Origin of the sequence: Paenibacillus qinlingensis, assembly GCF_013204845.1 — a bacterium.
GTDB lineage: Bacteria > Bacillota > Bacilli > Paenibacillales > NBRC-103111 > Paenibacillus_E > Paenibacillus_E qinlingensis.
The window spans coordinates 77,038-100,475 of sequence record NZ_JABMKY010000001.1 but is presented as its reverse complement, the minus strand read 5'-3'; the positions used below and the strand labels follow the sequence as shown (position 1 = coordinate 100,475).

At 42.0% G+C, this 23,438-nt stretch carries 22 protein-coding genes; all 22 read left to right on the top strand.

All coding sequences use genetic code 11. From position 1 onward, the window contains the following. Window positions 1-151 precede the first annotated feature (151 nt). The 22 genes from HQN88_RS00500 to HQN88_RS00395 all read left to right on the top strand — a co-directional run bounded on the left by HQN88_RS00500 (window position 152) and on the right by HQN88_RS00395 (window position 23,318). Window positions 152-1,828, top strand: a complete 1,677-nt coding sequence (locus HQN88_RS00500; protein WP_068662532.1) for a ribonuclease J — start codon at window positions 152-154, stop codon at window positions 1,826-1,828. Between the two features lie 173 nt (window positions 1,829-2,001). After that, window positions 2,002-2,742 carry a ClpP family protease gene (locus HQN88_RS00495; RefSeq protein ID WP_173108347.1) on the top strand — a complete coding sequence of 247 codons (741 nt, stop codon included), beginning with the start codon at window positions 2,002-2,004 and terminating at the stop codon, window positions 2,740-2,742. Beyond that, window positions 2,739-2,978: a YlzJ-like family protein gene (locus HQN88_RS00490; protein ID WP_173108346.1), complete on the top strand. Its 240-nt coding sequence runs from the start codon at window positions 2,739-2,741 to the stop codon at window positions 2,976-2,978. Before HQN88_RS00495 ends, HQN88_RS00490 begins: the two co-directional genes overlap by 4 nt. Before the next feature lie 63 nt (window positions 2,979-3,041). Next, window positions 3,042-5,594 carry a DNA translocase FtsK gene (locus HQN88_RS00485; RefSeq protein WP_173108345.1) on the top strand — a complete coding sequence of 851 codons (2,553 nt, stop codon included), beginning with the start codon at window positions 3,042-3,044 and terminating at the stop codon, window positions 5,592-5,594. Between the two features lie 115 nt (window positions 5,595-5,709). Then, complete coding sequence (gene sleB / locus HQN88_RS00480; protein ID WP_173108344.1) at window positions 5,710-6,495, top strand: spore cortex-lytic enzyme; 786 nt, start codon at window positions 5,710-5,712, stop codon at window positions 6,493-6,495. Window positions 6,496-6,590: 95 nt separating this feature from the next. Further along, window positions 6,591-7,871 carry an EF-P 5-aminopentanol modification-associated protein YfmF gene (gene yfmF, locus HQN88_RS00475; protein ID WP_173108343.1) on the top strand — a complete coding sequence of 427 codons (1,281 nt, stop codon included), beginning with the start codon at window positions 6,591-6,593 and terminating at the stop codon, window positions 7,869-7,871. A 3-nt stretch (window positions 7,872-7,874) separates the two neighbouring features. Beyond that, entirely contained in the window at window positions 7,875-9,164 is a 1,290-nt protein-coding gene (gene yfmH / locus HQN88_RS00470) for an EF-P 5-aminopentanol modification-associated protein YfmH (RefSeq protein WP_173108341.1), read from the top strand. Next, window positions 9,161-9,916, top strand: coding sequence for an elongation factor P 5-aminopentanone reductase (gene ymfI, locus HQN88_RS00465; RefSeq protein WP_173108339.1), 756 nt, complete (start codon window positions 9,161-9,163; stop codon window positions 9,914-9,916). Before yfmH ends, ymfI begins: the two co-directional genes overlap by 4 nt. Window positions 9,917-10,021: 105 nt before the next feature. Next, window positions 10,022-10,273 (top strand): DUF3243 domain-containing protein, encoded by a 252-nt coding sequence (locus HQN88_RS00460; RefSeq protein WP_068662524.1) that lies wholly within the window; start codon window positions 10,022-10,024, stop codon window positions 10,271-10,273. A gap of 93 nt (window positions 10,274-10,366) precedes the next feature. Further along, a complete protein-coding gene (locus HQN88_RS00455; protein ID WP_173108337.1) occupies window positions 10,367-11,218 on the top strand; it encodes a hypothetical protein in 852 nt (283 codons plus the stop codon). A gap of 144 nt (window positions 11,219-11,362) precedes the next feature. Beyond that, window positions 11,363-12,106, top strand: coding sequence for a DUF3388 domain-containing protein (locus tag HQN88_RS00450; protein WP_376769543.1), 744 nt, complete (start codon window positions 11,363-11,365; stop codon window positions 12,104-12,106). 51 nt (window positions 12,107-12,157) lie between these two features. Next, window positions 12,158-13,033: a helix-turn-helix domain-containing protein gene (locus HQN88_RS00445; protein WP_173108335.1), complete on the top strand. Its 876-nt coding sequence runs from the start codon at window positions 12,158-12,160 to the stop codon at window positions 13,031-13,033. 144 nt (window positions 13,034-13,177) lie between these two features. Continuing rightward, entirely contained in the window at window positions 13,178-13,669 is a 492-nt protein-coding gene (locus tag HQN88_RS00440) for a YajQ family cyclic di-GMP-binding protein (protein WP_056625112.1), read from the top strand. Between the two features lie 128 nt (window positions 13,670-13,797). Continuing rightward, window positions 13,798-15,126, top strand: coding sequence for a 30S ribosomal protein S12 methylthiotransferase RimO (rimO, locus tag HQN88_RS00435; RefSeq protein ID WP_171635878.1), 1,329 nt, complete (start codon window positions 13,798-13,800; stop codon window positions 15,124-15,126). Then, window positions 15,123-15,707: a CDP-diacylglycerol--glycerol-3-phosphate 3-phosphatidyltransferase gene (gene pgsA / locus HQN88_RS00430; protein WP_056625118.1), complete on the top strand. Its 585-nt coding sequence runs from the start codon at window positions 15,123-15,125 to the stop codon at window positions 15,705-15,707. Before rimO ends, pgsA begins: the two co-directional genes overlap by 4 nt. Before the next feature lie 85 nt (window positions 15,708-15,792). Continuing rightward, on the top strand, window positions 15,793-17,043 hold the full coding sequence (locus HQN88_RS00425; RefSeq protein ID WP_173108333.1) for a competence/damage-inducible protein A: 1,251 nt from the start codon (window positions 15,793-15,795) through the stop codon (window positions 17,041-17,043). Window positions 17,044-17,213: 170 nt separating this feature from the next. Then, on the top strand, window positions 17,214-18,257 hold the full coding sequence (gene recA / locus HQN88_RS00420; RefSeq protein ID WP_173108331.1) for a recombinase RecA: 1,044 nt from the start codon (window positions 17,214-17,216) through the stop codon (window positions 18,255-18,257). Between the two features lie 75 nt (window positions 18,258-18,332). Further along, entirely contained in the window at window positions 18,333-19,025 is a 693-nt protein-coding gene (locus tag HQN88_RS00415; protein ID WP_173108329.1) for a regulatory protein RecX, read from the top strand. A 381-nt stretch (window positions 19,026-19,406) separates the two neighbouring features. Beyond that, entirely contained in the window at window positions 19,407-20,948 is a 1,542-nt protein-coding gene (rny, locus tag HQN88_RS00410; protein WP_056625130.1) for a ribonuclease Y, read from the top strand. Between the two features lie 118 nt (window positions 20,949-21,066). Further along, window positions 21,067-21,861, top strand: a complete 795-nt coding sequence (locus HQN88_RS00405) for a TIGR00282 family metallophosphoesterase (RefSeq protein WP_173108327.1) — start codon at window positions 21,067-21,069, stop codon at window positions 21,859-21,861. Between the two features lie 113 nt (window positions 21,862-21,974). Continuing rightward, window positions 21,975-22,235, top strand: coding sequence for a stage V sporulation protein S (locus HQN88_RS00400; protein ID WP_028558349.1), 261 nt, complete (start codon window positions 21,975-21,977; stop codon window positions 22,233-22,235). A gap of 141 nt (window positions 22,236-22,376) precedes the next feature. Continuing rightward, complete coding sequence (locus HQN88_RS00395; RefSeq protein ID WP_173108325.1) at window positions 22,377-23,318, top strand: dipeptidase; 942 nt, start codon at window positions 22,377-22,379, stop codon at window positions 23,316-23,318. Window positions 23,319-23,438 lie beyond the last annotated feature (120 nt).

The window sequence follows — 23,438 nt, the reverse complement described above, 5'->3', positions numbered from 1 at the left end:
CTTCCGGCATCGGTTTTCTTTTTTTGGGAAATCTAAACGTATTCAGTATTAACTTGTATTTGCTGTTTTTTTTCATGTATAATGGTTGCAAGTGACTAGTTCGGTTTTTTCATTTAAAATTCGTCGTCCAATCTATGAAGGAGGTATATTCTTGTCCAAAAAAAATATTGATAAACTTTTGATCTTCGCTCTTGGCGGCGTGGGCGAAATCGGAAAAAATATGTATTGCGTTCAGTATGCGAACGATATTATTGTCATTGACAGTGGTTTGAAATTTCCAGAGGAGGACATGCTCGGAATTGACATTGTCATCCCAGATATCGGGTACTTGACAGAGAATCGGGATAAAGTACGCGGCATCATCATCACTCACGGCCATGAGGATCACATTGGTGGCTTACCTTACGTGCTTAAACACCTTAATGTTCCCCTCTATGCTACGAAGTTAACGATGGGTCTTATTGAAGCTAAGCTGAAGGAAGCGAACTTGCTCGGAACGACGAATCGAATTCTAATCAATTCGGAATCTGTTCTCCCCCTAGGCGTTCTTACGGCAACTTTCTTCAAAACCAATCATAGTATTCCGGATTCTGTAGGTGTCGCACTTGATACGCCAGAAGGTGTTGTTGTTCATACGGGAGATTTCAAGTTTGATCAGACTCCGGTGAATGAGCAATATGCAGATTTGCATCGTATGGCTGAGATCGGAAAGAAAGGCGTTCTTGCCTTGCTTTCAGATAGTACGAATGCAGAACGTCCTGGCTACACGGGCTCTGAGCGCGGCGTAGGGATTGAGATTGAAGAAGTGTTTCGTAAAGCGAAGCAAAGAGTTGTCATTGCGACATTTGCATCGAACATTCACCGTGTTCAACAGGTGTTTGATGCAGCTGCAGCAACGAACCGCAAAGTGACAGTAATTGGTCGCAGTATGGTCAACGTAGTTTCGATTGCTAGCGAGTTAGGCTACTTGCACATTCCAGATGGTATGCTAATTGAGCCAGAGGAAGTTAATAAGCTTGCAGCTGATCGTGTAGTTATCCTTTCTACGGGTAGCCAAGGCGAACCGATGTCTGCTCTAACAAGAATGGCACGTTCAACCCATCGTAAGATTGATATTTTACCAGGGGATACGGTTATTATTGCGGCAACTCCGATTCCAGGAAATGAGCGTTACGTTGGCAGAACGGTTGATGAGCTTATGCGCATCGGTGCCCACGTGATTTATGGACCAGGATCAGTAACTGGTGTTCACGTTTCAGGTCACGGTAGTCAGGAAGAATTAAAGCTAATGCTTAACCTGATGAAGCCTAAATACTTTATTCCAATTCATGGCGAATATCGCATGCTGCGTCAACACGCTATCCTTGCCGAAACTGTCGGCATTCCTAAAGAAGACATTTTCATGTGCGATATTGGTGATACGGTAGAAATTCAAAATGGATCTGCTCGCAAAGGATCAAAAGTCCAAAGCGGCAACATCCTAATTGATGGACTAGGTGTAGGGGATGTAGGCAATATCGTATTGCGTGATCGTAAATTACTGTCGCAAGATGGAATTCTAGTTGTCGTGGTTACACTTAGTAAACAAGATGGCAAAATTTTGTCCGGCCCAGATATTATTTCACGCGGATTTGTTTATGTTCGTGAATCCGAAGGACTTCTTGAAGAAGCCAATCGAATCGTAACAAATACGTTAACTAAACTTATGAATGAAAATGTAAATGAATGGGCATCTTTAAAAACAAATGTGAAAGATGTTCTCGGACGCTTTTTATATGAACAAACCAGAAGAAGACCAATGATTCTTCCTATCATTATGGAAGTTTAGGTACTCGAACAAGTCACTTGAGCCTATGCAAATAGTAAAGCTCTCTCCAATTGGAGGGAGCTTTTTCTTGTTGTCGCAATGAGAAGTATGCATGAAAGCGTACAAGTTTATTCATACTATGGGAGACATGGAAAGAACTTCAGTTCTACCATAATTTGAAAGGGGATAATGAAGTGGCATCAGCACCAGGCTCGAAAGAACAGGAACAAGAACCGGGGACAGAGGAAGTCAAGAAAAATGCGGTTCTCGAAAATATTCAACAATTAGGACAAACGAACACGGTTTCTGGTGAATCCAATATATTTTGTCTAACGATAATAGGACAGATTGAGGGACATATTGTGCTGCCACCTCAGAATAAAACGACCAAGTATGAACATCTGATTCCTCAACTTGTAGCCGCCGAGCAGAATTCCAAAATTGAAGGTGTCATGATCATATTAAACACGGTAGGGGGCGATGTGGAGGCTGGATTAGCTATTGCTGAAATGATCGCGACGTTATCGAAACCAACGATTGCATTAGTTTTGGGTGGTGGACATAGTATAGGCGTTCCAATCGCCGTATCAGCGGACTATTCGATCATCGCAGAAACAGCGACCATGACGATTCATCCTATTCGAATGAATGGCTTGGTAATCGGAGTGCCGCAAACCTTTGAATATTTAGATAAGATGCAAGAACGCGTTGTAAGGTTCGTAACGAAGCATTCTAACGTAACGGAAGAGAAGTTTAAAGAGCTGATGTTTAAGACGGGTGAACTAACGAGAGATATTGGCACAACGGTAATTGGTATTGATGCTGTTAAATATGGACTAATCAATCAAGTAGGTGGCATAGGTGATGCCATTCGTGAGCTGAACAGCCGGATCGAAGCAAAGAAAGCGTCTAGCTCTGGGGGGCTTGTTCAGTGATCCATTATTCTGTGATTCCGATGGAGGTTATATTTGAAGGATTCGATGCGTTTAGCCCACAATATTTAGATATTGAAGTAGACGGTATGATGATGCAGATTGAGCCGTTAAGTGGCTATCAAGCACGTATTGTAAGGTTGTATAGCTGTAATCCGCAAGATTATTTGAATGAACACTATATGCCTGGCAGTCTCATTTCCTATCAACCTCAACTAGCGGTCAATTCAGCTCATTAGGTCTTGTTCCCGTATCATCCCTCGAGTCAAATATGGTATAATGTGGACTTGGGGGTGACAATCTTGGCGAAACGCAGGAAAAAGACGAAGGCTGTAAAAACTAGCTTATTATTTGAGCTGTATGGAATCCTCATCTTGATTTTCTCGGTCATTGCCCTTGCACATCAAGGTCATGTCGGAAATTCATTGATTTATTTGTTTCGTTTTTTTGTGGGGACTTGGTATTCACTTATACCACTCATTTTCATTTACGTGGCTTTATACGCAATGATTAAGCGAGCTTGGCCACAAATGGTAACTCCCAAGAAAGCCGGCATTTTGTTGTTCATTCTTGGCTTATTAATCAAGAATCATATTGATTTATTTGCGCAGTTGTATCCTAACAACGATTTTACATCGGGTAAAGTCATTTCTTCGACATGGTCTGCGATGCTTGAAGGTTTGCACCCTACTGAAGCTGGAAGAGCTGCTTTAGAACATGGAATAGGCGGAGGAATGGTAGGCGCTTTTTTGTACAGTATCCTCTATTTCTTGTTTGATTACCTTGGAGCCAGGTTAATCCAATATATGCTTTTTGTTATGGGATTTATTCTAGCGACTGGTGTTTCTTATGTGGATCTAGGTAATATCGTGAAAGGTCGTTTCAGTAATGTAGGACAAAATTTTAAAGACAGAATGAAGGAATGGCTGCAAGATCGAGAAGGGCGTCAACCACAGGCCCAAGCAGTTTCAGCGGGAACTGCACCAACTAAGGTGAAGAAGCCAGCCTATGTACCTGTTGATGATGAATTTGATGAAGAAGTTTTTCAACCAGTTAAGCGGGCGAAGAAAACGCCATTGTTTATGGAACTCCTCCGACCCATTAAGGAGAACAGGAAGAAATCTGCAGCAAGAGAACGAGATGACATTGATGAGAATTTGTCAAATGGCGAAGTTGATGTGGTTGGGGAGGAAGTTGTTTATTCGAACAATGTACATCCAACGGCTGAACCCATACATAATCCAGGTGAACCCACTGGAGCACCGATTATTCGTGATTTTCAAGAACAAGTTATTCAAGAAGCACAACAAGTTGTTAGACCTGCAGCTCCTTCAGTATCCAATAGTACAACAACAGTTCCAACTAGTGTGGATGGAGATGAGAATGAGCCTGTAACAATTGAGTTTCAAGATGCTCCAGTCATCGTAACTCGTCCATATGAAATACCGTCACTTGATTTACTGGCAAGGCCCGCTCTAGGCAAAGGAAGCGAAATGGCGGATTACAAAGCCAATGCAAGGAAGCTGGAGGCAACATTAGAGAGCTTCGGAGTTCGAGCTAAGGTTCTTGAGGTAGTAAGAGGTCCTGCGGTAACGCGATATGAAATCCAACCTGATGTGGGTGTGAAGGTTAGCAGAATTGTGTCTTTAACCGATGATATTGCACTAGCACTTGCAGCAAAGGATATTCGGATGGAGGCACCTATACCAGGGAAATCTGCGATAGGTATCGAGGTACCAAACCTAGAAGTTTCGATTGTTACGATGCGAGAAGTCATGGAAACGACTGCTTTTCAGGAGTCAAGTTCACGACTATCCGTAGTTCTTGGGCGAGATATTTCGGGTCAGCCGATTGTTGGAAATCTGGCAAGAATGCCCCATTTACTAGTTGCTGGTGCGACAGGATCAGGTAAATCGGTTTGTATCAACGGGATTATCACAAGCATTTTGTATAAAGCAAAGCCAAATGAAGTGAAGTTCTTAATGATCGATCCAAAGATGGTTGAGTTGAATGTGTATAATGGCATTCCGCATCTATTAGCACCTGTAGTTACGGATCCGCGTCGAGCATCCTTAGCGCTTAAGAAAATCGTTGTCGAGATGGAGAAGCGCTATGAGCTATTCTCTAAGAGTGGGACGCGAAATATCGAAGGCTATAACGCAATGTTGACAGAGAGTGGCACTGCAGCACCGCTGCCATACTATGTGATTATTGTGGATGAGTTAGCAGATCTCATGATGGTAGCAGCTAATGACGTCGAGGATTCCATCTGTCGTCTTGCTCAGATGGCGCGAGCTGCGGGGATTCACTTAATTATTGCAACACAGCGTCCTTCCGTTGACGTTATTACTGGTGTTATCAAGGCCAACATTCCTTCGCGTATTGCTTTTGGTGTTTCGTCGCAAGTGGATTCGCGAACGATTTTGGATATGGTAGGAGCAGAGAAATTACTAGGGCGTGGTGATATGCTTTACTTGCCAGTTGGAGCATCCAAGCCTGTACGTATTCAAGGGGCATTCCTCTCCGATGGTGAAGTAGAACAAGTTGTTGGGTTCGTACGAACGCAGGAACAAGCAAATTATCGGGAAGAACTCGTTCCACAAGTTGAAGAAATGCCGGAGCAGCAGAATGAATTTGAGGACGAGCTATACGATCAAGCAGTTCAAATTGTTTTGGAAGCGAAGCAAGCATCCGTTTCCTTACTTCAACGGCGAATGAGAGTCGGTTATACACGTGCTGCTAGGCTTGTCGATGCGATGGAAGCTAAAGGGGTTGTTGGCCCCTATGAAGGCAGTAAACCGCGTGAAGTACTGATCTCACTTGAACAATATCATCATAACCGGATTAGCTCATAATCCACGTTAGACAAACACTCCCTTAGGGGAGTGTTTTATTTGTATAATCATGGACTCACTTTCTCATAATAAGCAAGAAAAGGTTGTAATTTGAAAAGTGAGGTTGAGAAGGGGAATGAATAAAAGACTAATTGTCATTACATTTTGTATCGTATTTGTCTTGGTAGTTTCTTTTCAATTGAAGGGCAAATTCAATCCGCCGACGGAAGAAACATTTAGTAAGAATGAAGTGCGTTATGGAGCCACTGGATCAGATGTTTATGAACTTCAAGGTAGGTTGAAATTCATTGGCTTTTATAATGGTGGTGTAGACGGCGACTATGGGTACAAGACATTAACCGCAGTTAAGCGATTCCAAGGAGAGTTTGGCATGAAGGTTGACGGTATCGTTGGACCGAAAACCAAACTGAAACTCTGGGAAGCAACGAAGAGCTGGAAACCTTCAGCGGGGGAAACGGCAAATGCTAATCAGGGTGCTAGCAATCCAGGTTCAGGAACGGGAACAGATACCCCAGCCAATCTAACTCCCTCCAACAATCTCGGTTATTCGGAACAGGATATTAACTTAATGGCTAATGCTGTCAATGGTGAAGCGCGTGGAGAACCATTCATAGGACAAGTTGCTGTAGCGGCAGTTATTTTAAATCGAGTGAAGTCGGCTAGTTTTCCGAACACTGTTTCTGGTGTTATTTTTCAACCAGGAGCCTTCACAGCTGTTGCTGATGGTCAAATATGGTTAACACCGAATGAATCATCCAAAAAAGCAGTGAGGGACGCTTTGAATGGACTAGACCCAACAGGTGGTTGTATCTATTACTTCAACCCAGAAACGGCAACATCCAAATGGATTTGGACAAGAAAACAAATTAAAAAAATTGGTAAACACATTTTCTGTGTGTAAAATGGACAAGGAGAAGGAACCACATGTGGTTGCTTCTCCTCTTCGTATAGGAATATAATGGATTTATTACACGGACATAGAAGGGAGACTGACCTTTGAAGCCTATTCAATTTGAACGTAGCAGTTGGAAACATATCCGAATACACGTTCTACCGACAGATCGTTTCAAAACATTTGCCATTTCTGTATACATAGGACGTCAATTAGATGAAGAGACGGTCACGAGTACCGCGGTAACACCTTTTATCCTTCGCAGAGGTACAGAGCTTCGTCCTGAAACGAAGCAATTCCGAGAGCATTTAGATGATTTGTACGGTGCAGGGTTTGGCTTTGATATTTATAAGCGAGGCGACTATCAAATTGTTCAATTACGAATGGATATTATCAATGATCGATTCGTGAAATCGGCGGATTCTTTGCTGAAACAAGGACTTGAATTTGTCGGAGAAACGTTAACTCGTCCAGCATTAGAGGATCAACATTTTCGTACTAAATATGTAGACGCAGAAAAACAAACACTTCGTAAACGAATTGAATCGGTCATAAATGATAAAATTCGCTATGCTGCTGAACGTTGTATGGAAGAAATGTGCAGTGGAGAACCTTATAGACTTCATCCATTAGGCAAAATAGAAGATCTCGACGGTATGAATGCGGAGCAGCTTTACGAACAATATAAAGAATGGCTCCAAACTTCGCCGATGGACATCTATGTTGTTGGAAACACAACGCTTAGCGAGGTAGAAGAAATTGTGAAGCAATCGTTTGCCATTGAGCGGAATACAGATGCTAACTATGTCACATCTGCTCCGCGCGGTGTAACAGGAGAAGTGAAAACGATCGTAGAACGATTGGATGTTAACCAAGGTAAGCTGAATATGGGGCTTCGTACAAACCTTTCATACAGCGACGATCAGTATCCGGCTGCACTTATGTATAATGGTGTCCTTGGCGGATATCCGCATTCCAAATTATTTACGAATGTTCGGGAGAAAGCGAGCTTAGCTTATTATGCTTCTTCTCGTTTTGATGGACATAAAGGCATTTTGACGATTCAGTCTGGTATTGAGATGGCTAACTATGAGAAAGCCGTTGATATCATACGTAAACAACTGAAAGCTTTGGAACAAGGAGAAATCACCGACATTGAATGGAGTCAAACGAGAGCGATGATTTCCAATCAATTGCGCGAAATACAAGATTCAGCGTTTGAGCTGATATCGTTTGATTTTAACGCTATTTTGTCAGGAAAAGAACGGACGGTTGCTGGGTTAATTTCTGCAGTCGAGCAAGTAGATATTCCAGCGATAGCAGAAGTAGCGAAACGAGTTCAATTGGACACGATATACTTTTTACGGGATCAGAAGGGGGAGTAAACCATGCAGAGTATGCCATATCCACATCTTGATGAAACCATTTATCATGAAAAACTTGATAATGGGCTGCATGTGTACGTGTTACCCAAACCAGGTTTCCAGAAAACGTATGCAACGTTTACAACCCAATATGGTTCTATTGATAACCATTTTCAAGTTCGAGGTAAAGATGAAGTGCGAGTACCTGATGGTATTGCGCATTTCTTAGAGCACAAAATGTTCGAGGAACCCGAAGGAGACATTTTTGCAACGTTTGCAACGAATGGCGCATCGGCCAATGCCTTTACAAGCTTTGACCGGACTGCTTATTTATTTTCATCGACAGATCGCTATTTAGAAAACTTAACGACATTAATTAATTTCGTACAAAACCCTTATTTTACGGATGAGAATGTTGAAAAGGAAAAAGGGATTATTGGGCAAGAGATTAAAATGTACGAGGACAATGCTGACTGGAGAAGTTACTACGGCTTAATTGAATCCTTGTATGCGAAGCATCCGATTCATATTGATATTGCGGGAACTGTTGCATCAATCGCAGAAATCACCAAAGAGACGTTATATGAGTGCTATAACACGTTCTATCACCCGAGCAACATGAGTTTATTCGTTGTAGGCGGGGTAGATCCGCAAGAAGTTATTACATTAGTCAAAGACAATCAAGCGGCCAAAACTTTTCCGCCACAAGGTGAGATCCAGAGGTTCTTCCCTGATGAGCCGATTGACGTCAAGGAATCCCGCAGGCTTATCTTACTTCCAGTTTCGTTGCCAAAATGTTTAATGGGCTTCAAGGAAGCCGCACCAGCGGTTACAGGTAAACCTTTGTTGGTAAGAGAATTGACGACCAAATTGATGTTGGATATCTTATTTAGCTCCAGCTCCGATATTTATCAAACGCTCTACGATGATCAGTTAATTTCTGATAATTTCGGTCATGAATACAACTGTAGTGATGGGTATGCTTTCTCCATAGTTGGGGGAGATACCAAGGATCCAGAACAACTTATTGCACGGATTCGTGACGAGGTTGAAAAAAGAAAAGAAGCGGGACTCGATAGTGTTACTTTCGAACGCAGTCGGAAGAAGAAGATTGGCAGTTTCCTGCGAATGATGAACTCACCTGAATCGATTGCGAACGAGTATACCAAATATCGGTTCAAAGGGATCGATCTTTTCGATATACTGCCGGTGTATGAACAGCTAACGCTTGAAGATGTGAATCGTCGTTTCCGTGAGCATTTTGATTGGAGTAAGCTTGCAGTTTCCATCGTACAGAGTCGTGAACCATCGTGAGTGTTGGTAAACCGTTTAGTGAACAGACCGTGCTGATTACGGGAGCTAGCAGGGGAATTGGCGCTGCAATAGCTCAACGTTTCGCCGCGGTAGGCATGCAGATTATCATTCATTATCGGGATTCACATGAAGCAGCTAATGAAATTGCCCGTTCTTGCATGAAGCAAGGGGCAACGGTATTAACGGTTTCCGCGGATATTCAATCGCATGAGCAGATTCTTAAAATGAGAGATAAGCTAGAACAAATGAATATGGTACCAGACATTATCGTTAATAATGCAGGTATTTCTCACTATGGGATGCTAGCTGATGTGACGGAAGAAGATTGGGATCGTGTCATGAATGTTAATCTCAAGGGTTCTTTCCTTTGTACGCAAGCTTTTATGTCCGCTATGGTTAAACAAAAGTATGGTCGAATCATTAACGTATCCTCGATATGGGGCATCTCAGGTGCTTCGTGCGAGGTCCTATATTCAACGGCCAAGGGTGGCCTTAATGCGTTTACGAAAGCGCTAGCCAAAGAACTCGCTCCATCAGGTGTTACGGTAAACGCCGTAGCACCTGGGGCAGTTCAGACCGATATGATGGCTGGTTTTCAGGCTGACGAAATCGATGCCATTACCAACGAAATTCCTGCTGGACGGCTCGCGTCTCCACATGAGGTCGCATCGCTTGTTTATTTTTTGGCCTTGCCTGAATCGGGATATATTACAGGTCAAATCATCTCACCCAACGGAGGCTGGCTTACGTAAGTACAAGAAATCGATGGCATAGAAGCCCACGCATAATTTTGTTTTGAGAAGTGCATATTACGTATGTAATGACCATTTCTCATAACTCAAAGGAGGCTTCTTACAATGGCTACTGTACTTAAGGTGTTCGACAAATGGAAAGAGTTTTTGGCTGAACGCGTGAGTCAGGCTGGACATGCAGGGATGAGTGATGAAACCATCTCCAAGCTGGCTTTTCAAATTGGGGAGTTTTTGGCAAACAAGGTGGATCCTCAAAATGAGCAAGAACGAGTTCTCAAAGAGTTGTGGGATGCTGGGGATGAACAGGAAAAACATACTCTTGCGCGCCTCATGGTAAAATTAGTAGACAAAGGTTAATAACCGTTTTACAATTCAATAGGGTATGATGTGAAAGCCTCCTCTTTCGGAGGCTTTTGCATGCTTTAGAAGCTGGAAAGGAATTATCAATGTATGCATAAGACGCGATTATTACTTATTTTTATCCTATTGTTATCAATTCTTACTGGTTGCGGGAATCGTGGTATCCCAGTTATTAAGCAAGAACTACTTGACCAGAAAATGTCTGTTCTGATGCTTTCTAGTAGCGGGTTATCTGCATCAGCAAAAGACGTGCTAGCTCAAACATTAAAAAATTGGCGAGACGGAAATTCGATTGCTTATGAGTGGGTTAAAGATTTGAATGCGCTGGATGATAATGTGGTTTCGAAACTAACATCGAAATCATATGATTACATATACGTTGTTGGAAATGAACTATTCCCTTCAGCCAACGAGAAGATAGCATTAGGTCTTACTACGAGCAAATGGACTTTTCTACAAAGTCAGCCATGGGCAGCGGGCAGCGCAGTTACTGTTAATGAGCAGGCATCTTTGTTCCAATTGGACCTACAACAGATGGAAACCATGAAGAATAAGGCGATTCAAGATCTTCTGTTTCAAAATGTGGTCATCGAATGGGTGACGCAAAGTGACCGTCCAATTCCATCTGCATGGGCGCCTTCAGAGGAAGCCGATCACATAGTTTTGCTAACCAACAACAACCAATGGTTCCAGCAGTTGACTTTCCAAGTACATCAACATCACGCAGCATGGGTTGTTTTTTACAGCCCAGTGAGTGAAGAGCAACTCCAGAAAGCGAAATCCTTAGGTGTGTCGGTAATGGATTTTTCAGGGGCGTTGACTGCGGATCTCAACTGGACGCAAATATTTGATAACCGTCTTGCTATGATGAAAACACATGCTTGGCAAAAAGGTACTCAAAACTACAATCCGCAAGAGCTAAAGGAACTAAAAATGAAATAATATCAGGGTTATTCGCTTTTCGAGAAGGATTATGGCGGAATTTGTAGAAATTAATTATAAGAACATGACAAGTCTGGTTCATTTGCAGATATGTGTGACAGAGATGATGATGAGGTGGAAGAATTGGACGTTAAAGAATGGTATATGGAATACAAAATTCACAAGAACCGTCCCGGTTTATTAGGTGATATAGCTTCATTAATGGGGATGCTTGATATTAACATCGTGACGATTAATGGGGTTGAAGATCGTACACGTGGCATGCTTCTACAAACAAATGATGAAGAAAAAATTGATTTAATGGGTAAAATGTTGAGAAAAGTAGATAATATTACTATTACTGCTTTGAGACCTCCTAAATTAGTGGATATTCTGGCTGTTCGCCATGGCAGGTATATAGAGCGCGACTCGGACGATCGCAAAACTTTTCGTTTTACGCGAGACGAGTTAGGCTTGTTAGTTGATTTCCTAGGTGAAATATTCAAACGTGAAGGAAATCAAGTTGTTGGACTTCGTGGCATGCCGCGTGTTGGTAAAACGGAATCTATTATTGCAGGCAGTGTTTGTGCGAACAAACGTTGGACTTTTGTTTCTTCGACTTTATTGAGACAAACCGTTCGCAGTCAGCTTTCTGAGGATGAAATGGCCCCAAACAATGTCTACATTATTGACGGTATTGTGTCGACGATTCGTTCCAACGAGAAGCATTACAGTCTTTTGCAAGATATTATGGGTCTGCCTTCAACAAAGGTTATCGAGCATCCAGACATTTTTATTCGTGAATCCGAATACACCTATAATCACTTCGATTATATTATTGAGCTCCGGAACAGCCCGGATGAAGAAATTAACTACGATTCATTTACGTATACGTCCGAACCTTTTTAATGTTTCAAACGTCAATAACAGGATGAATAATTCCTTCGGGGAGGTGACCATATGTCTGACTTAGGCTACATTTTGCGCAAAACTCGACTGGAAAAAAAGATTTCACTGGATGATCTCCAGGAAGTTACTAAGATCCGCAAGCGCTATCTAGAAGCCATTGAAGAAGGAAACTACAAAGTGCTGCCTGGAAGTTTCTATGTGAGGGCTTTTATTAAAAGTTATGCGGAAGCATTAGGGCTTGATCCGAATGAAGTTCTGAATATGTATCAGTCAACGCTTCCTGCCCCAACGATTGAGAAGCCTGTTGTGGAAGCGATTCGCAAGAATAGATCAAGTGTTCGCAACACAGAGAAGATGAGCCGCTGGGCTTCCAGCCTCATGTTTGTCTGTTTTATTTTGCTCATATTCGGGATCGTATACTATTATACATACAAGAATTATAAGGGAACGCCAGCGGATGAGAAGCCCGCGCAAACGCAATCGCCGCGAATTACAGATTCGACGAACCCTTCACCGAGTACGTCTGTTAACGCTACTGGGGATGGTAAAGCAACCGTGCTTTCAACGTCAACCCCTACACCAGCTCCGACGCCTACACCGCCTGCTGTGCAGGTGAAATTTAGTGCTACTGAGAAAGGTGTAGATAATTACATCATTACAGGTACTGCAAATTTGAATATTCAATTCAAAATTACTGGATCTTGTTGGATCGCTGTGAATGCACTTAGCCCTGAGGGTGAGAAGGGGACATTGCTAAGACAGAAGTTGTATAATAGCGGTGATACAGATACATTTGATTTAGCAAGTTCAGCATTTTTGAATGTTGGAGCAGCTAGTGCATTGCAGCTCATGGTCAATGGCACTCTCGTACCTGTTGGCGATACGCCGAATCCGAAGCGGGTTCAACTGAATTTGCAGAAAAGCTAGCAATTTGCCAGTTCCTGCGCTTTCCCGGGTAATGAAAATAGTTTGATGGGAAATATTCGATGCCATTGGCGGTTGGATATTTCCTTTTTTATGTGTTCTTGCTATAATGCTATTGTAATTTGATGGAAGGGATGTTGGGATGTAATGAGTTCAGAGAGTTCATTTGATATTGTATCCAAAGTGGATATGCAAGAACTAAATAATGCGATTCAACAAGCGGAGAAAGAGATGTTGACCCGTTTTGATTTTAAAGGAAGTAAAAGTAGTATTAAATTAGATAAAGATCAGCTTGTTGTCACTTCGGATGATGAGTTTAAGCTTCAGAACGTTCTTGATATTATGCATGCAAAAATGACCAAACGTGGAATTTCGATTAAAAATCTCGAATATTCCAAAGTAGAGCCAGCTGCTGGTTCCACCGTTAGACAGAAAATCAGTATGAAACAAGGTGTCGATCAAGACAACTCCAAGAAAATTAACATACTGATTCGTGATTCGAAATTGAAAGTGAAAACTCAAATTCAAGGGGATCAAATCCGTGTAACCGGGAAGAGCCGCGACGATTTACAGGCTGTTATCGCGTTGCTTCGGAAAGCAGATATTCCTTTGGATTTGCAGTTTGTTAATATGAAATAATCAGGAATATTAGGTTACTTGAAGGAAAACCCCCTAGATGCAGGGGGTTTTTACATTTTGACACCCCTATTAGCTTGTATTATACTGGTAGGGAGTGTTTTTTAGGACTATTGGAGGTTGTTTCTTTCATGACAGAAAAGGTTAAAGTAGTTACTCTCGGATGCGAGAAGAATTTAGTTGATTCCGAGATTATGTCAGGTTTAATTCATGGCCGTGGTTTCCAACTTGTTGACAACAAGGAAGATGCTACAGTCATTATCGTGAACACTTGCGGGTTCATTGATGCTGCTAAAGAAGAATCCGTAAATACAATTTTGGATATGGCAGAACTGAAGCAAACAGCGAATCTCAAGGCTTTAATCGTTTCAGGCTGTTTAACACAACGATACAAAAAGCAGTTAATGGAAGAAATGCCTGAGATCGATGGCATTGTTGGTACAGGTGATTTTGATAAAATTAATCACATTGTGGACGAAGCGCTTAGAGGGAAGAAACCGGTTCTAGTTGGGAATCCGGTATTTAACTATGACGCTGACCTGCCTAGATTGATGACGACACCTCGTTACACAGCCTATGTGAAAATTGCAGAAGGCTGCGATAACGCTTGTACATTCTGTTCCATTCCAATCATGCGCGGTGCTTTTAAAAGCAGAAGCATGGAATCGGTCGTTGCAGAGGTTGCTAACCTTGCGGCTCAAGGCGTTAAAGAAATAAGCTTAATTGCGCAAGATTCCACAAACTATGGAACGGATATCTATGATAGCTTCATGCTTCCTACTTTGCTGAACAAAGTAAGTGAAGTAGAAGGTATTGAGTGGGTGCGTCTGCACTATGCATACCCAGGCTTCTTCAGTGATGAATTGATTGAAGTCATGGCAACGAATCCTAAAGTGTGCAAGTACATTGATATGCCTTTGCAACATAGTGAAGATTCCATTCTTAAACGCATGCGCAGACCAGGTCGCCAGAAAGATACGCGCGAACTCGTTCGTAAAATTCGTGAATCCATTCCGGATGTTGCCCTGCGTACTTCTTTGATTGTTGGTTTCCCCGGTGAGACTGAACAAGATTTTGAGAATTTGAAACAATTCGTGCGTGATGTTCAGTTCGATCGCCTTGGTGTGTTTGCCTACTCCAAAGAGGATGATACGCCTGCAGCAAGATTGCCAGATCAAGTGCCGGATGATGTGAAAGAATACCGTGCGAATGCGATTATGGAAATTCAACGTGAAATTTCGAATATCCGTGGTGGTCGCCGAATTGGGCAAGAAATCGACGTGCTTATCGAAAGATACGATGGCAGAAGCGACGTTTATATCGGTCGTTCGCAATTCGACGCACCAGAAATCGATGGTGAAGTATTCGTTTCAAATGCCAAATTGAACATTGGTGAACTTGCGAAGGTTCGTGTTACCCACTCCTATGAGTTTGACTTATCCGGGGAGGTAATTGCATGAACTTAGCTAACCGCATCACCGTAGCGAGAATTTTATTAGTACCCATCATCATGTTCTTTTTGTTGATAAAGGTAAAATTTCCTCAAATACGGATAGAGGAGTTTAGCATAACGTATAATCAAATTATTGCTGCTTTAATTTTTATTATTGCTGCGAGTACAGATAGCTTAGATGGTTACATTGCTAGGAAACGTAATCTTGTTACGAATTTGGGCAAGCTTTTGGATCCTTTGGCAGACAAGCTGCTTGTTACCGCTGTACTTGTTTCACTAGTAGAAATGGATAAAGTTGATGCTTGGATCGTTATTGTCATTATTAGCAGAGAATGGGCTGTGACTGGACTTCGTCAAATTGCCCTCTTAGAGGGTACGGTTATGGCGGCCAGCAAATGGGGTAAAGCGAAGACCGCGGCTCAGATTACAGCCATTATCGCACTGCTGATTAATAATTTTCCATTTACGTTTCTAGATTTTCCCTTTGATGTTATAGCTAGTTGGGCTGCAGCAATTATTACCGTTTATTCTGGTGTGGAATATTTCGTTAAAAACAAACACGTCATAGACTTTTCAGAAAAGTCATAGTTCCATGTAACTTACCTCTAAACGCGGTCGATCAATAACAAGCGATCACGTTAGGGGTTTTCTCAATTTAAGGAGGACCCAGTCGATGAAAGCTGAAATCATTGCAGTAGGAACAGAGTTACTACTTGGACAAATCGTGAATACCAATGCGCAGTTTATTTCTAGGGAATGTGCAGCACTAGGGATTGATATGTACTTTCAAACGGTTGTTGGGGATAATGAACAGCGCTTGTTGGACAGCCTTCGATTAGCTGCATCTCGAGCTGATGTTGTGATTTGTACAGGAGGTTTAGGTCCAACGCAGGATGATCTGACTAAGGATGTATTAGCTACACTGACGGGACGTAATTTGGTGCTTCACGAGCCTTCTATGGAGGCTATTTCTGAGATGTTTGCTTCTAGAGGGATTCATATGGTGGAAAGCAATCGTCGTCAAGCACTTATGCTAGAAGGAAGCGATCCCTTACATAATGAGACTGGTCTGGCAGTGGGAAATGCGCTATCTTTCGAGGGGACACATTTCGTACTGTTACCGGGACCTCCTAAAGAAATGAAGCCAATGTTTACTAAATATGCGGTGCCATGGCTTCAAGTACGAATGACAGATGAAGTTCCTCTTTATTCGAAAATGTTAAAGTTTGCAGGTATAGGCGAGTCCAATTTGGAGCATCAGCTGCTAGATTTGATTCAATCGCAGTCCGACCCGACAATTGCCCCTTACGCCAAAGAAGGCGAAGTAACTATACGATTAACAACACGTGCTCATACAGCAGCAGAAGGTGAGTCGAAGTTACAAGCAACGGAGGCTGAAATCGCGAATCGCCTAAGTGAATATCTGTATGCAGATCAGGACGTCCCCATAGAGACAATTGTTTTGCAATTGCTGACAGCAAGTAAAAAGACTCTAACGGTTGCTGAAAGCTGCACAGGAGGTTTACTCAGTGATTTAATAACGACAGTACCCGGGAGCTCAGAATCTTTCTTAGGCGGCACTATCGTTTACTCAAACGCTTTAAAACATAACTTACTCGGTGTGCCAATGGATATTTTGGAGGGAGAAGGTGCTCCAGGTGCTGTTAGCAGCGAAACAGCAGTCATTCTAGCCGAACAGTTGCTAGTTAGGACAGGTAGTGACTTTGGTATCTCTGTGACCGGTGTGGCCGGTCCAAGCCCGTCTGAGGGGAAGCCTGTAGGGTTGGTCTATGTGGGATTAGCACAAAAACATGCAAAAACGGAAGTATTTACTCTCCAACTATCAGGCAATAGAGAGTCAATTAAACTAAGGGCTGCTAAGCGTGCACTCTATCAATTGTGGAAACAGTTGAAAGAAAACTAGAAATCCTCTATAATCAGAAATAGTTAACGGAAGAACCGTAGCAAAGCGATAACTTTGTTACGGTTTTTTGTTTGTTCGCAAAAAAAACGAATGTATGTTCGAAAAAATGCTTGGCAAACATGCCAAAACAAGTTATCATATACCTATAATGATAGAAGGAAGTGGTCGTTTTGTCAGATCGTCGTGCCGCGCTAGATAATGCATTACGTCAAATTGAGAAACAGTTCGGAAAAGGCTCCATTATGAAACTTGGAGAATCTACTCATATGCAAGTTGAAACGATCTCTTCGGGCGCACTTGCTCTGGATATCGCACTTGGAATAGGTGGATTCCCACGCGGAAGAATTATTGAAGTTTACGGACCAGAGTCATCAGGTAAAACGACTGTAGCTTTACATGCGATCGCTGAAGTTCAACGAGTGGGCGGACAAGCTGCCTTTATCGATGCTGAGCATGCGTTGGATCCTGCTTATGCAAGCAAGCTTGGTATTAATATAGATGAATTATTGCTTTCCCAACCAGATACAGGTGAGCAAGCACTTGAGATCGCGGAAGCGCTTGTTCGTAGTGGCGCGGTAGATATTATTGTTATTGACTCCGTTGCAGCCCTAGTACCGAAAGCAGAAATTGAAGGCGATATGGGGGATTCTCACGTAGGTCTTCAAGCCCGTTTGATGTCACAAGCGCTTCGTAAGCTATCTGGTGCGATCAATAAATCTAAAGTTATCGCTATTTTCATCAACCAATTGCGTGAAAAAGTTGGTGTTATGTTCGGGAATCCTGAGACAACTCCGGGTGGTCGTGCATTGAAATTCTATTCCTCCGTTCGATTGGATGTACGTCGTATTGAAACCATCAAACAAGGCAATGACATGGTTGGTAACCGTACGAGAATTAAGGTTGTTAAGAATAAAGTAGCACCTCCATTTAAACAAGCGGAAGTCGATATTATGTACGGAGAAGGTATCTCACGCGAAGGTAGCATTATTGATATCGGAACTGAGTTGGATATCGTGAATAAGAGCGGCGCTTGGTATTCTTATGAGGGTGAGCGTCTTGGCCAAGGACGTGAGAACGCGAAACAATTCTTGAAAGATAACAAAGCGATATCAGAAACGATTGAGCTAAGAATTAGAGAAAACAGCAACTTGATTAAAGTAGTTGGTCCGAACACGGATGAAGAAGAAGACGAGTTGGAAACAGCTTTTGAATAGGTTTGAAAAATAGGATGGATGAAGCACCTTAACCTTGTGTTGGGGTGTTTTTTTCCCATTTGGGGGATTTTTGAGATGAGTCACGAAGAGGAAGAATTACAAGTAATTACCAAAGTGGAAAAACAAAAGCAAGGTAGACATCGCTATAATATTTATCTGAATGAGGAGTATGCTTTCTCTGTTCATGAGGACATTCTGATCAAGCATCGTTTGAATAAAGGAGAATCCCTATACCAGCAAGCGATTGAAGCCATCATTTTAGATGAAGAACGAAATTTAGCCTATGTGAAGGCTCTCCATATGGTAGGAAGACGTCCTCATTCACTTTCAGAGATAAAACGTAAATTGAAAGAGAAGGGGTTTGAAGCACCTATTATTGATTGGGCGAGTGACAAACTTATTGAAAATAAATACGTTAATGATGAGGAATTCGCAAAGATGTGGACAGACAACCGAGTGATTTCTCAACGCAAAGGACGTAATCTGATTCGACAAGAACTTCAAAAAAAAGGGATTCATCAAGATGTGGTTAAAAGTACCATGGAGTCGATTAATCCGGAAGATGAGTACGTAGGTGCACTGAAAATAGCGCGAACAAAATGGAAACAAACCTCAGGGAAACTAATGGATAGAAAACGTAAGACTGCGGCATTTCTAATGCGAAGAGGTTACACAGGTGCCATTGTTACTAAGGTATTGGGGCTCATTAGCAATGAAACGGATGAGGAAGAGTTGGAATTTATGGATGATGAATTTGCAGATAATTAATGACATTAATTAATTTTCGATAAACTTAATGGCATTAATTATCGGAGCTTGGGGTTTGGGTCTAAATAATCAACTCTTGGACAATCGCTTGACAAGCTTCTTCGACAAAAGATAAAATAACAGTGTATATTTTCATAATGTATTCAAAATCATACTAATTTCATTGATTTTGAGAAGACAGATGTAAAAACCGCCAATTTTTACACTGTTGATTATGGATTATTAGCACTATAGTGCCCTAACGCACTGTGCGCATTCATTTAAAAGCCATACTCTTACATTTTAAGGGTATGTATGACTAGTCAAACAATTGAATCGGATTAAAAAACCGAAGGTACCCCAGGCTAACACCTTGGAGAAACCAACGAGGAGGTGAACAAGATGATGACTGCCATCTGGATCGCGATCATTCTCGTTGTTGGAGCTGCATGCTTAGGGATTGGTTATTTTATCCGTAAATCTCTTGCAGAAGCGAAAATTTCCAGTGCTGAAACAGCCGCTGAGCAGATAAAAGAATCTGCCAAAAAGGAAGCAGAAGCACTGAAAAAAGAAACGGTTCTGGAAGCAAAGGACGAAGTGCACAAACTACGATCCGAAGCTGAAAAAGACATTCGTGAACGTCGGAATGAAATTCAACGACAAGAAAGACGATTGTTGCAAAAAGAGGAATCGCTGGATAAAAAATTAGAGTCCCTCGAGCGTAAAGAAGAGCTAGTAGCCAACAAAGAGAAGCGAATCGAGGATACACAAACACAAATTGATCAGCTCTATAAAAGCCAAGTTTCCGAATTGGAACGAATTTCTGGTCTTACAATGGAAGAAGCTAAGAGTATTATTCTTACTAATGTAGAGCAAGAAGTACGTCATGAAACTGCGCAGCTAATTAAAGAGATTGAACAACAAGCCAAAGAAGAAGGCGATAAGAAAGCACGTGAAATCATCACACTCGCTATTCAGCGTTGTGCAGCAGATCACGTAGCGGAAACCACGGTATCCGTTGTCTCGTTGCCTAATGAAGAAATGAAAGGTCGCATTATCGGTCGTGAAGGTAGAAATATCCGAGCTTTGGAAACTTTGACCGGTATTGACCTTATTATTGATGATACGCCTGAAGCAGTAATCTTATCTGGTTTTGACCCAATCCGTCGTGAAATTGCTCGCACATCACTTGAGAAACTTGTGGCGGATGGACGTATTCATCCCGCACGTATCGAAGAGATGGTTGAGAAGTCTCGCAAAGAAGTGGACGAACGTATCCGCGAATATGGGGAACAAGCGACGTTTGAAGTTGGGGTACACGGTTTGCATCCTGACCTGATCAAAATTTTGGGGCGCCTAAAGTTCAGAACAAGTTACGGACAAAACGTGTTGAAACATTCCATGGAAGTAGCGTATCTGGCTGGTTTAATGGCCGGAGAGCTCGGGGTAGACGTAACTTTGGCGAAACGTGCCGGGCTGCTTCATGACATTGGTAAAGCGTTAGACCATGAAGTGGAAGGGTCTCACGTCGAAATCGGTGTTGAGATAGGCAAGAAATACAAAGAGCATCCAATCGTAATTAATAGTATTGCCTCACATCACGGTGATGTGGAAGCAACTTCCGTAATTGCTATGTTGGTCGGTGCTGCAGATGCATTGTCAGCGGCAAGACCTGGTGCTCGAAGAGAAACGCTAGAAACGTATATTAAGCGTCTGGAGAAGCTGGAAGAAATTTCAGAATCATTTGAAGGTGTTGAGAAGTCATACGCCATTCAAGCAGGTCGTGAAGTACGTGTCATGGTGCAGCCAGAGAAAGTGGATGACACTGAAGCGTTCCGTTTAGCCCGTGATATTACGAAGAAAATCGAGGGTGAACTCGATTATCCAGGACATATTAAGGTAACGGTTATTCGTGAAACTAGAGCAGTAGAATACGCTAAATAAGAACCAAATGCGAAAAGTGGCTATTATAGCCACTTTTCCTTATTTTCAAGGCTGAATGGAATAGTTCAGTAAGATAACCTAGTTAAATTGGGTCATATAAAGGAGCTCGTTTTACGTTATGAAAATTGTGTTTATTGGTGATATCGTAGGTTCTGTAGGAAGAAAAGCTTTGAAAAATATCATGCCAAGACTTAAACAGTTACATCCGCACGCGGTATTCATTGCTAACGGGGAAAATGCAGCTGCTGGTAAAGGGATTACGCAAGCAATTGCCAAAGAAATATATGAGATGGGCATTCAGGCCATTACGATGGGAAACCACACATGGGATCAGAAAGAAATCTTCGATTTTATAGATCGTGACGATAAAATGGTACGTCCTGCGAATTTCCCGCCAGGTACGCCGGGCAGAGGTCACACAGTGATTAAAGTGAAGGACCAAGAACTTCTTATTATTAATTTGCAAGGACGCACATTCTTGCCGCCAATTGACTGTCCATTCCGTAAAGTGGATGAAATCTTGGAAGCTGATAAGAAAAAACATAAATTTGTTTTTGTGGATTTCCACGCGGAAGCAACTTCGGAGAAAATCGCAATGGGTTGGCATTTGGATGGGAAGGTGTCTGCGGTCGTAGGAACCCATACACACGTTCAAACAAATGATAATCGTGTATTGCCTCAAGGTACTGCATATGTGACCGATGTAGGGATGGTAGGGCCTCGTGATGGCATTCTAGGGGTTGAACGTAACGCAGTGCTTCAGAAGTTTAAGACACAACTTCCCGTTCGCTTCATTACAGATGAAGGAAAATGGCATTTCCATGCCGTTGTTATAGAATTAAACGATCAGACTGGTCTAGCCAAAGGAATTAACTTGATTAGATATGATGAAGATCAGGTATTTATGGATTAGTTGTAAGAATCCTGCTGCTATCCGTATATATGGGATGAGGTAGCATGTTTCGTGTACCTGGTGAATATGATGGGTATTGGAAGCTATCCATCATTTCCGAGGAGGTACTATTCATGGATGTGTTAAAAGTTTCAGCAAAATCCAATCCAAACTCCGTAGCAGGTGCATTGGCAGGCGTATTGCGTGAGCGTGGAGCCGCTGAGCTTCAAGCGATAGGTGCAGGCGCATTGAACCAAGCCATCAAAGCAGTAGCTATCGCAAGAGGATTTGTGGCGCCTAGTGGAGTCGACTTAATATGTGTACCAGCCTTCACGGATATTGTTATTGATGGGGAGGACCGGACAGCTATTAAATTGATTGTCGAGCCTCGGTAGACGGTAAGGCAACTGTATAAGTGTTGACTTTCATGACTGACAGCCAGTTAAATCGAAATGTTATCACAGTACCTATGAAACCTCTGTATAGAGGTTTTTGTGCTGTTTGGACATAAAGTGCGATGCCAGGAGGCGGTTATAATGAAAATTGTAGATGGACATTGTGACGCATTAACGAAGCTATATCAGAATGACAAACTGGAATTTAACCAGGATGTATTAGAATTGGATGTTAGCTTTCCCAAACTTAAGCAGGCTGGTGTTAAAATCCAATGTTTTGCGATCTATCTTTCGGAATCAATCGCCAACCCTAACTTTGAACATATTCTGCAAATGGTAGATATTTTTCATCGAAAGATTATTAGCCACCCGCAAATGAGATTTGTTCGCTCGGCTTCAGATTGGTTAGATGTGGAGCAAACACAGGAGATTGGAGCTATTTTGACATTGGAAGGTATGGATGCGCTTGCTGGTAATCTAACCAACTTACGAATTCTCGATTACTTAGGTGTTCGTTGTGCAGGACTCACTTGGAATTACGCGAATTGGGCGGCAGATGGCATAATGGAACAGAGAAAAGGTGGGTTTACAAAAAAAGGGAAGCTCATGTTAAAAGAAATAGAAACTATGGGTATAATAGTAGATGTGTCCCATCTTTCCGTTGCGGGCTTCTGGGAGCTTGCAGAGGTTTACAAAAAACCGTTTATTGCCTCGCACTCAAACGCATATGAGTTATGCCCTCATCCAAGAAATTTATCAGACGATCAAATTAAAGCTATCATACAATGTAAAGGTTTAATGGGGATTACCTTTGTTCCATACTTTCTGGAGAACTTGAAAACAACAGTAGAGATTTCAGCAATTCTGAAACATATTGATCATATCTGTGCATTAGGCGGAGAGTCCCAAATAGGTTTTGGATCCGATTTTGATGGAATTGAGCAATGGGTAAAAGATTTAAGACATGTTGGAGATTACGGAAATATTATAGAAGCTTTGTGTAAAAACTATACAGAGTCGCAAGTGGAGGCGTTTTTGTATGGGAACTGGCGAAATTTCATGTTGCGGAACCTTCCGCAATGAATTAGTGAAAATCAATCTAATATTGATATGGATACAATCTAAAAACTCTATCTTTTAGAAACGGTGAAACCTCTTGCAATTTACTCTGTAAAGGCATAGAATTTGGATGACAAGTGAAAG

Excerpts from the sequence above, each read along its gene's own strand:
- sleB (WP_173108344.1), top strand. The coding sequence starts at position 5,710 with ATGAATAAAAGACTAATTGTCATTACATTTTGTATCGTATTTGTCTTG.
- yfmH (WP_173108341.1), top strand. The coding sequence starts at position 7,875 with ATGCAGAGTATGCCATATCCACATCTTGATGAAACCATTTATCATGAA.
- HQN88_RS00460 (WP_068662524.1), top strand. The coding sequence starts at position 10,022 with ATGGCTACTGTACTTAAGGTGTTCGACAAATGGAAAGAGTTTTTGGCT.
- HQN88_RS00455 (WP_173108337.1), top strand. The coding sequence starts at position 10,367 with ATGCATAAGACGCGATTATTACTTATTTTTATCCTATTGTTATCAATT.
- HQN88_RS00450 (WP_376769543.1), top strand. The coding sequence starts at position 11,363 with ATGGAATACAAAATTCACAAGAACCGTCCCGGTTTATTAGGTGATATA.
- HQN88_RS00445 (WP_173108335.1), top strand. The coding sequence starts at position 12,158 with ATGTCTGACTTAGGCTACATTTTGCGCAAAACTCGACTGGAAAAAAAG.
- HQN88_RS00440 (WP_056625112.1), top strand. The coding sequence starts at position 13,178 with ATGAGTTCAGAGAGTTCATTTGATATTGTATCCAAAGTGGATATGCAA.
- rimO (WP_171635878.1), top strand. The coding sequence starts at position 13,798 with ATGACAGAAAAGGTTAAAGTAGTTACTCTCGGATGCGAGAAGAATTTA.
- pgsA (WP_056625118.1), top strand. The coding sequence starts at position 15,123 with ATGAACTTAGCTAACCGCATCACCGTAGCGAGAATTTTATTAGTACCC.
- HQN88_RS00425 (WP_173108333.1), top strand. The coding sequence starts at position 15,793 with ATGAAAGCTGAAATCATTGCAGTAGGAACAGAGTTACTACTTGGACAA.
- HQN88_RS00415 (WP_173108329.1), top strand. The coding sequence starts at position 18,333 with ATGAGTCACGAAGAGGAAGAATTACAAGTAATTACCAAAGTGGAAAAA.
- rny (WP_056625130.1), top strand. The coding sequence starts at position 19,407 with ATGATGACTGCCATCTGGATCGCGATCATTCTCGTTGTTGGAGCTGCA.
- HQN88_RS00405 (WP_173108327.1), top strand. The coding sequence starts at position 21,067 with ATGAAAATTGTGTTTATTGGTGATATCGTAGGTTCTGTAGGAAGAAAA.
- HQN88_RS00400 (WP_028558349.1), top strand. The coding sequence starts at position 21,975 with ATGGATGTGTTAAAAGTTTCAGCAAAATCCAATCCAAACTCCGTAGCA.
- HQN88_RS00395 (WP_173108325.1), top strand. The coding sequence starts at position 22,377 with ATGAAAATTGTAGATGGACATTGTGACGCATTAACGAAGCTATATCAG.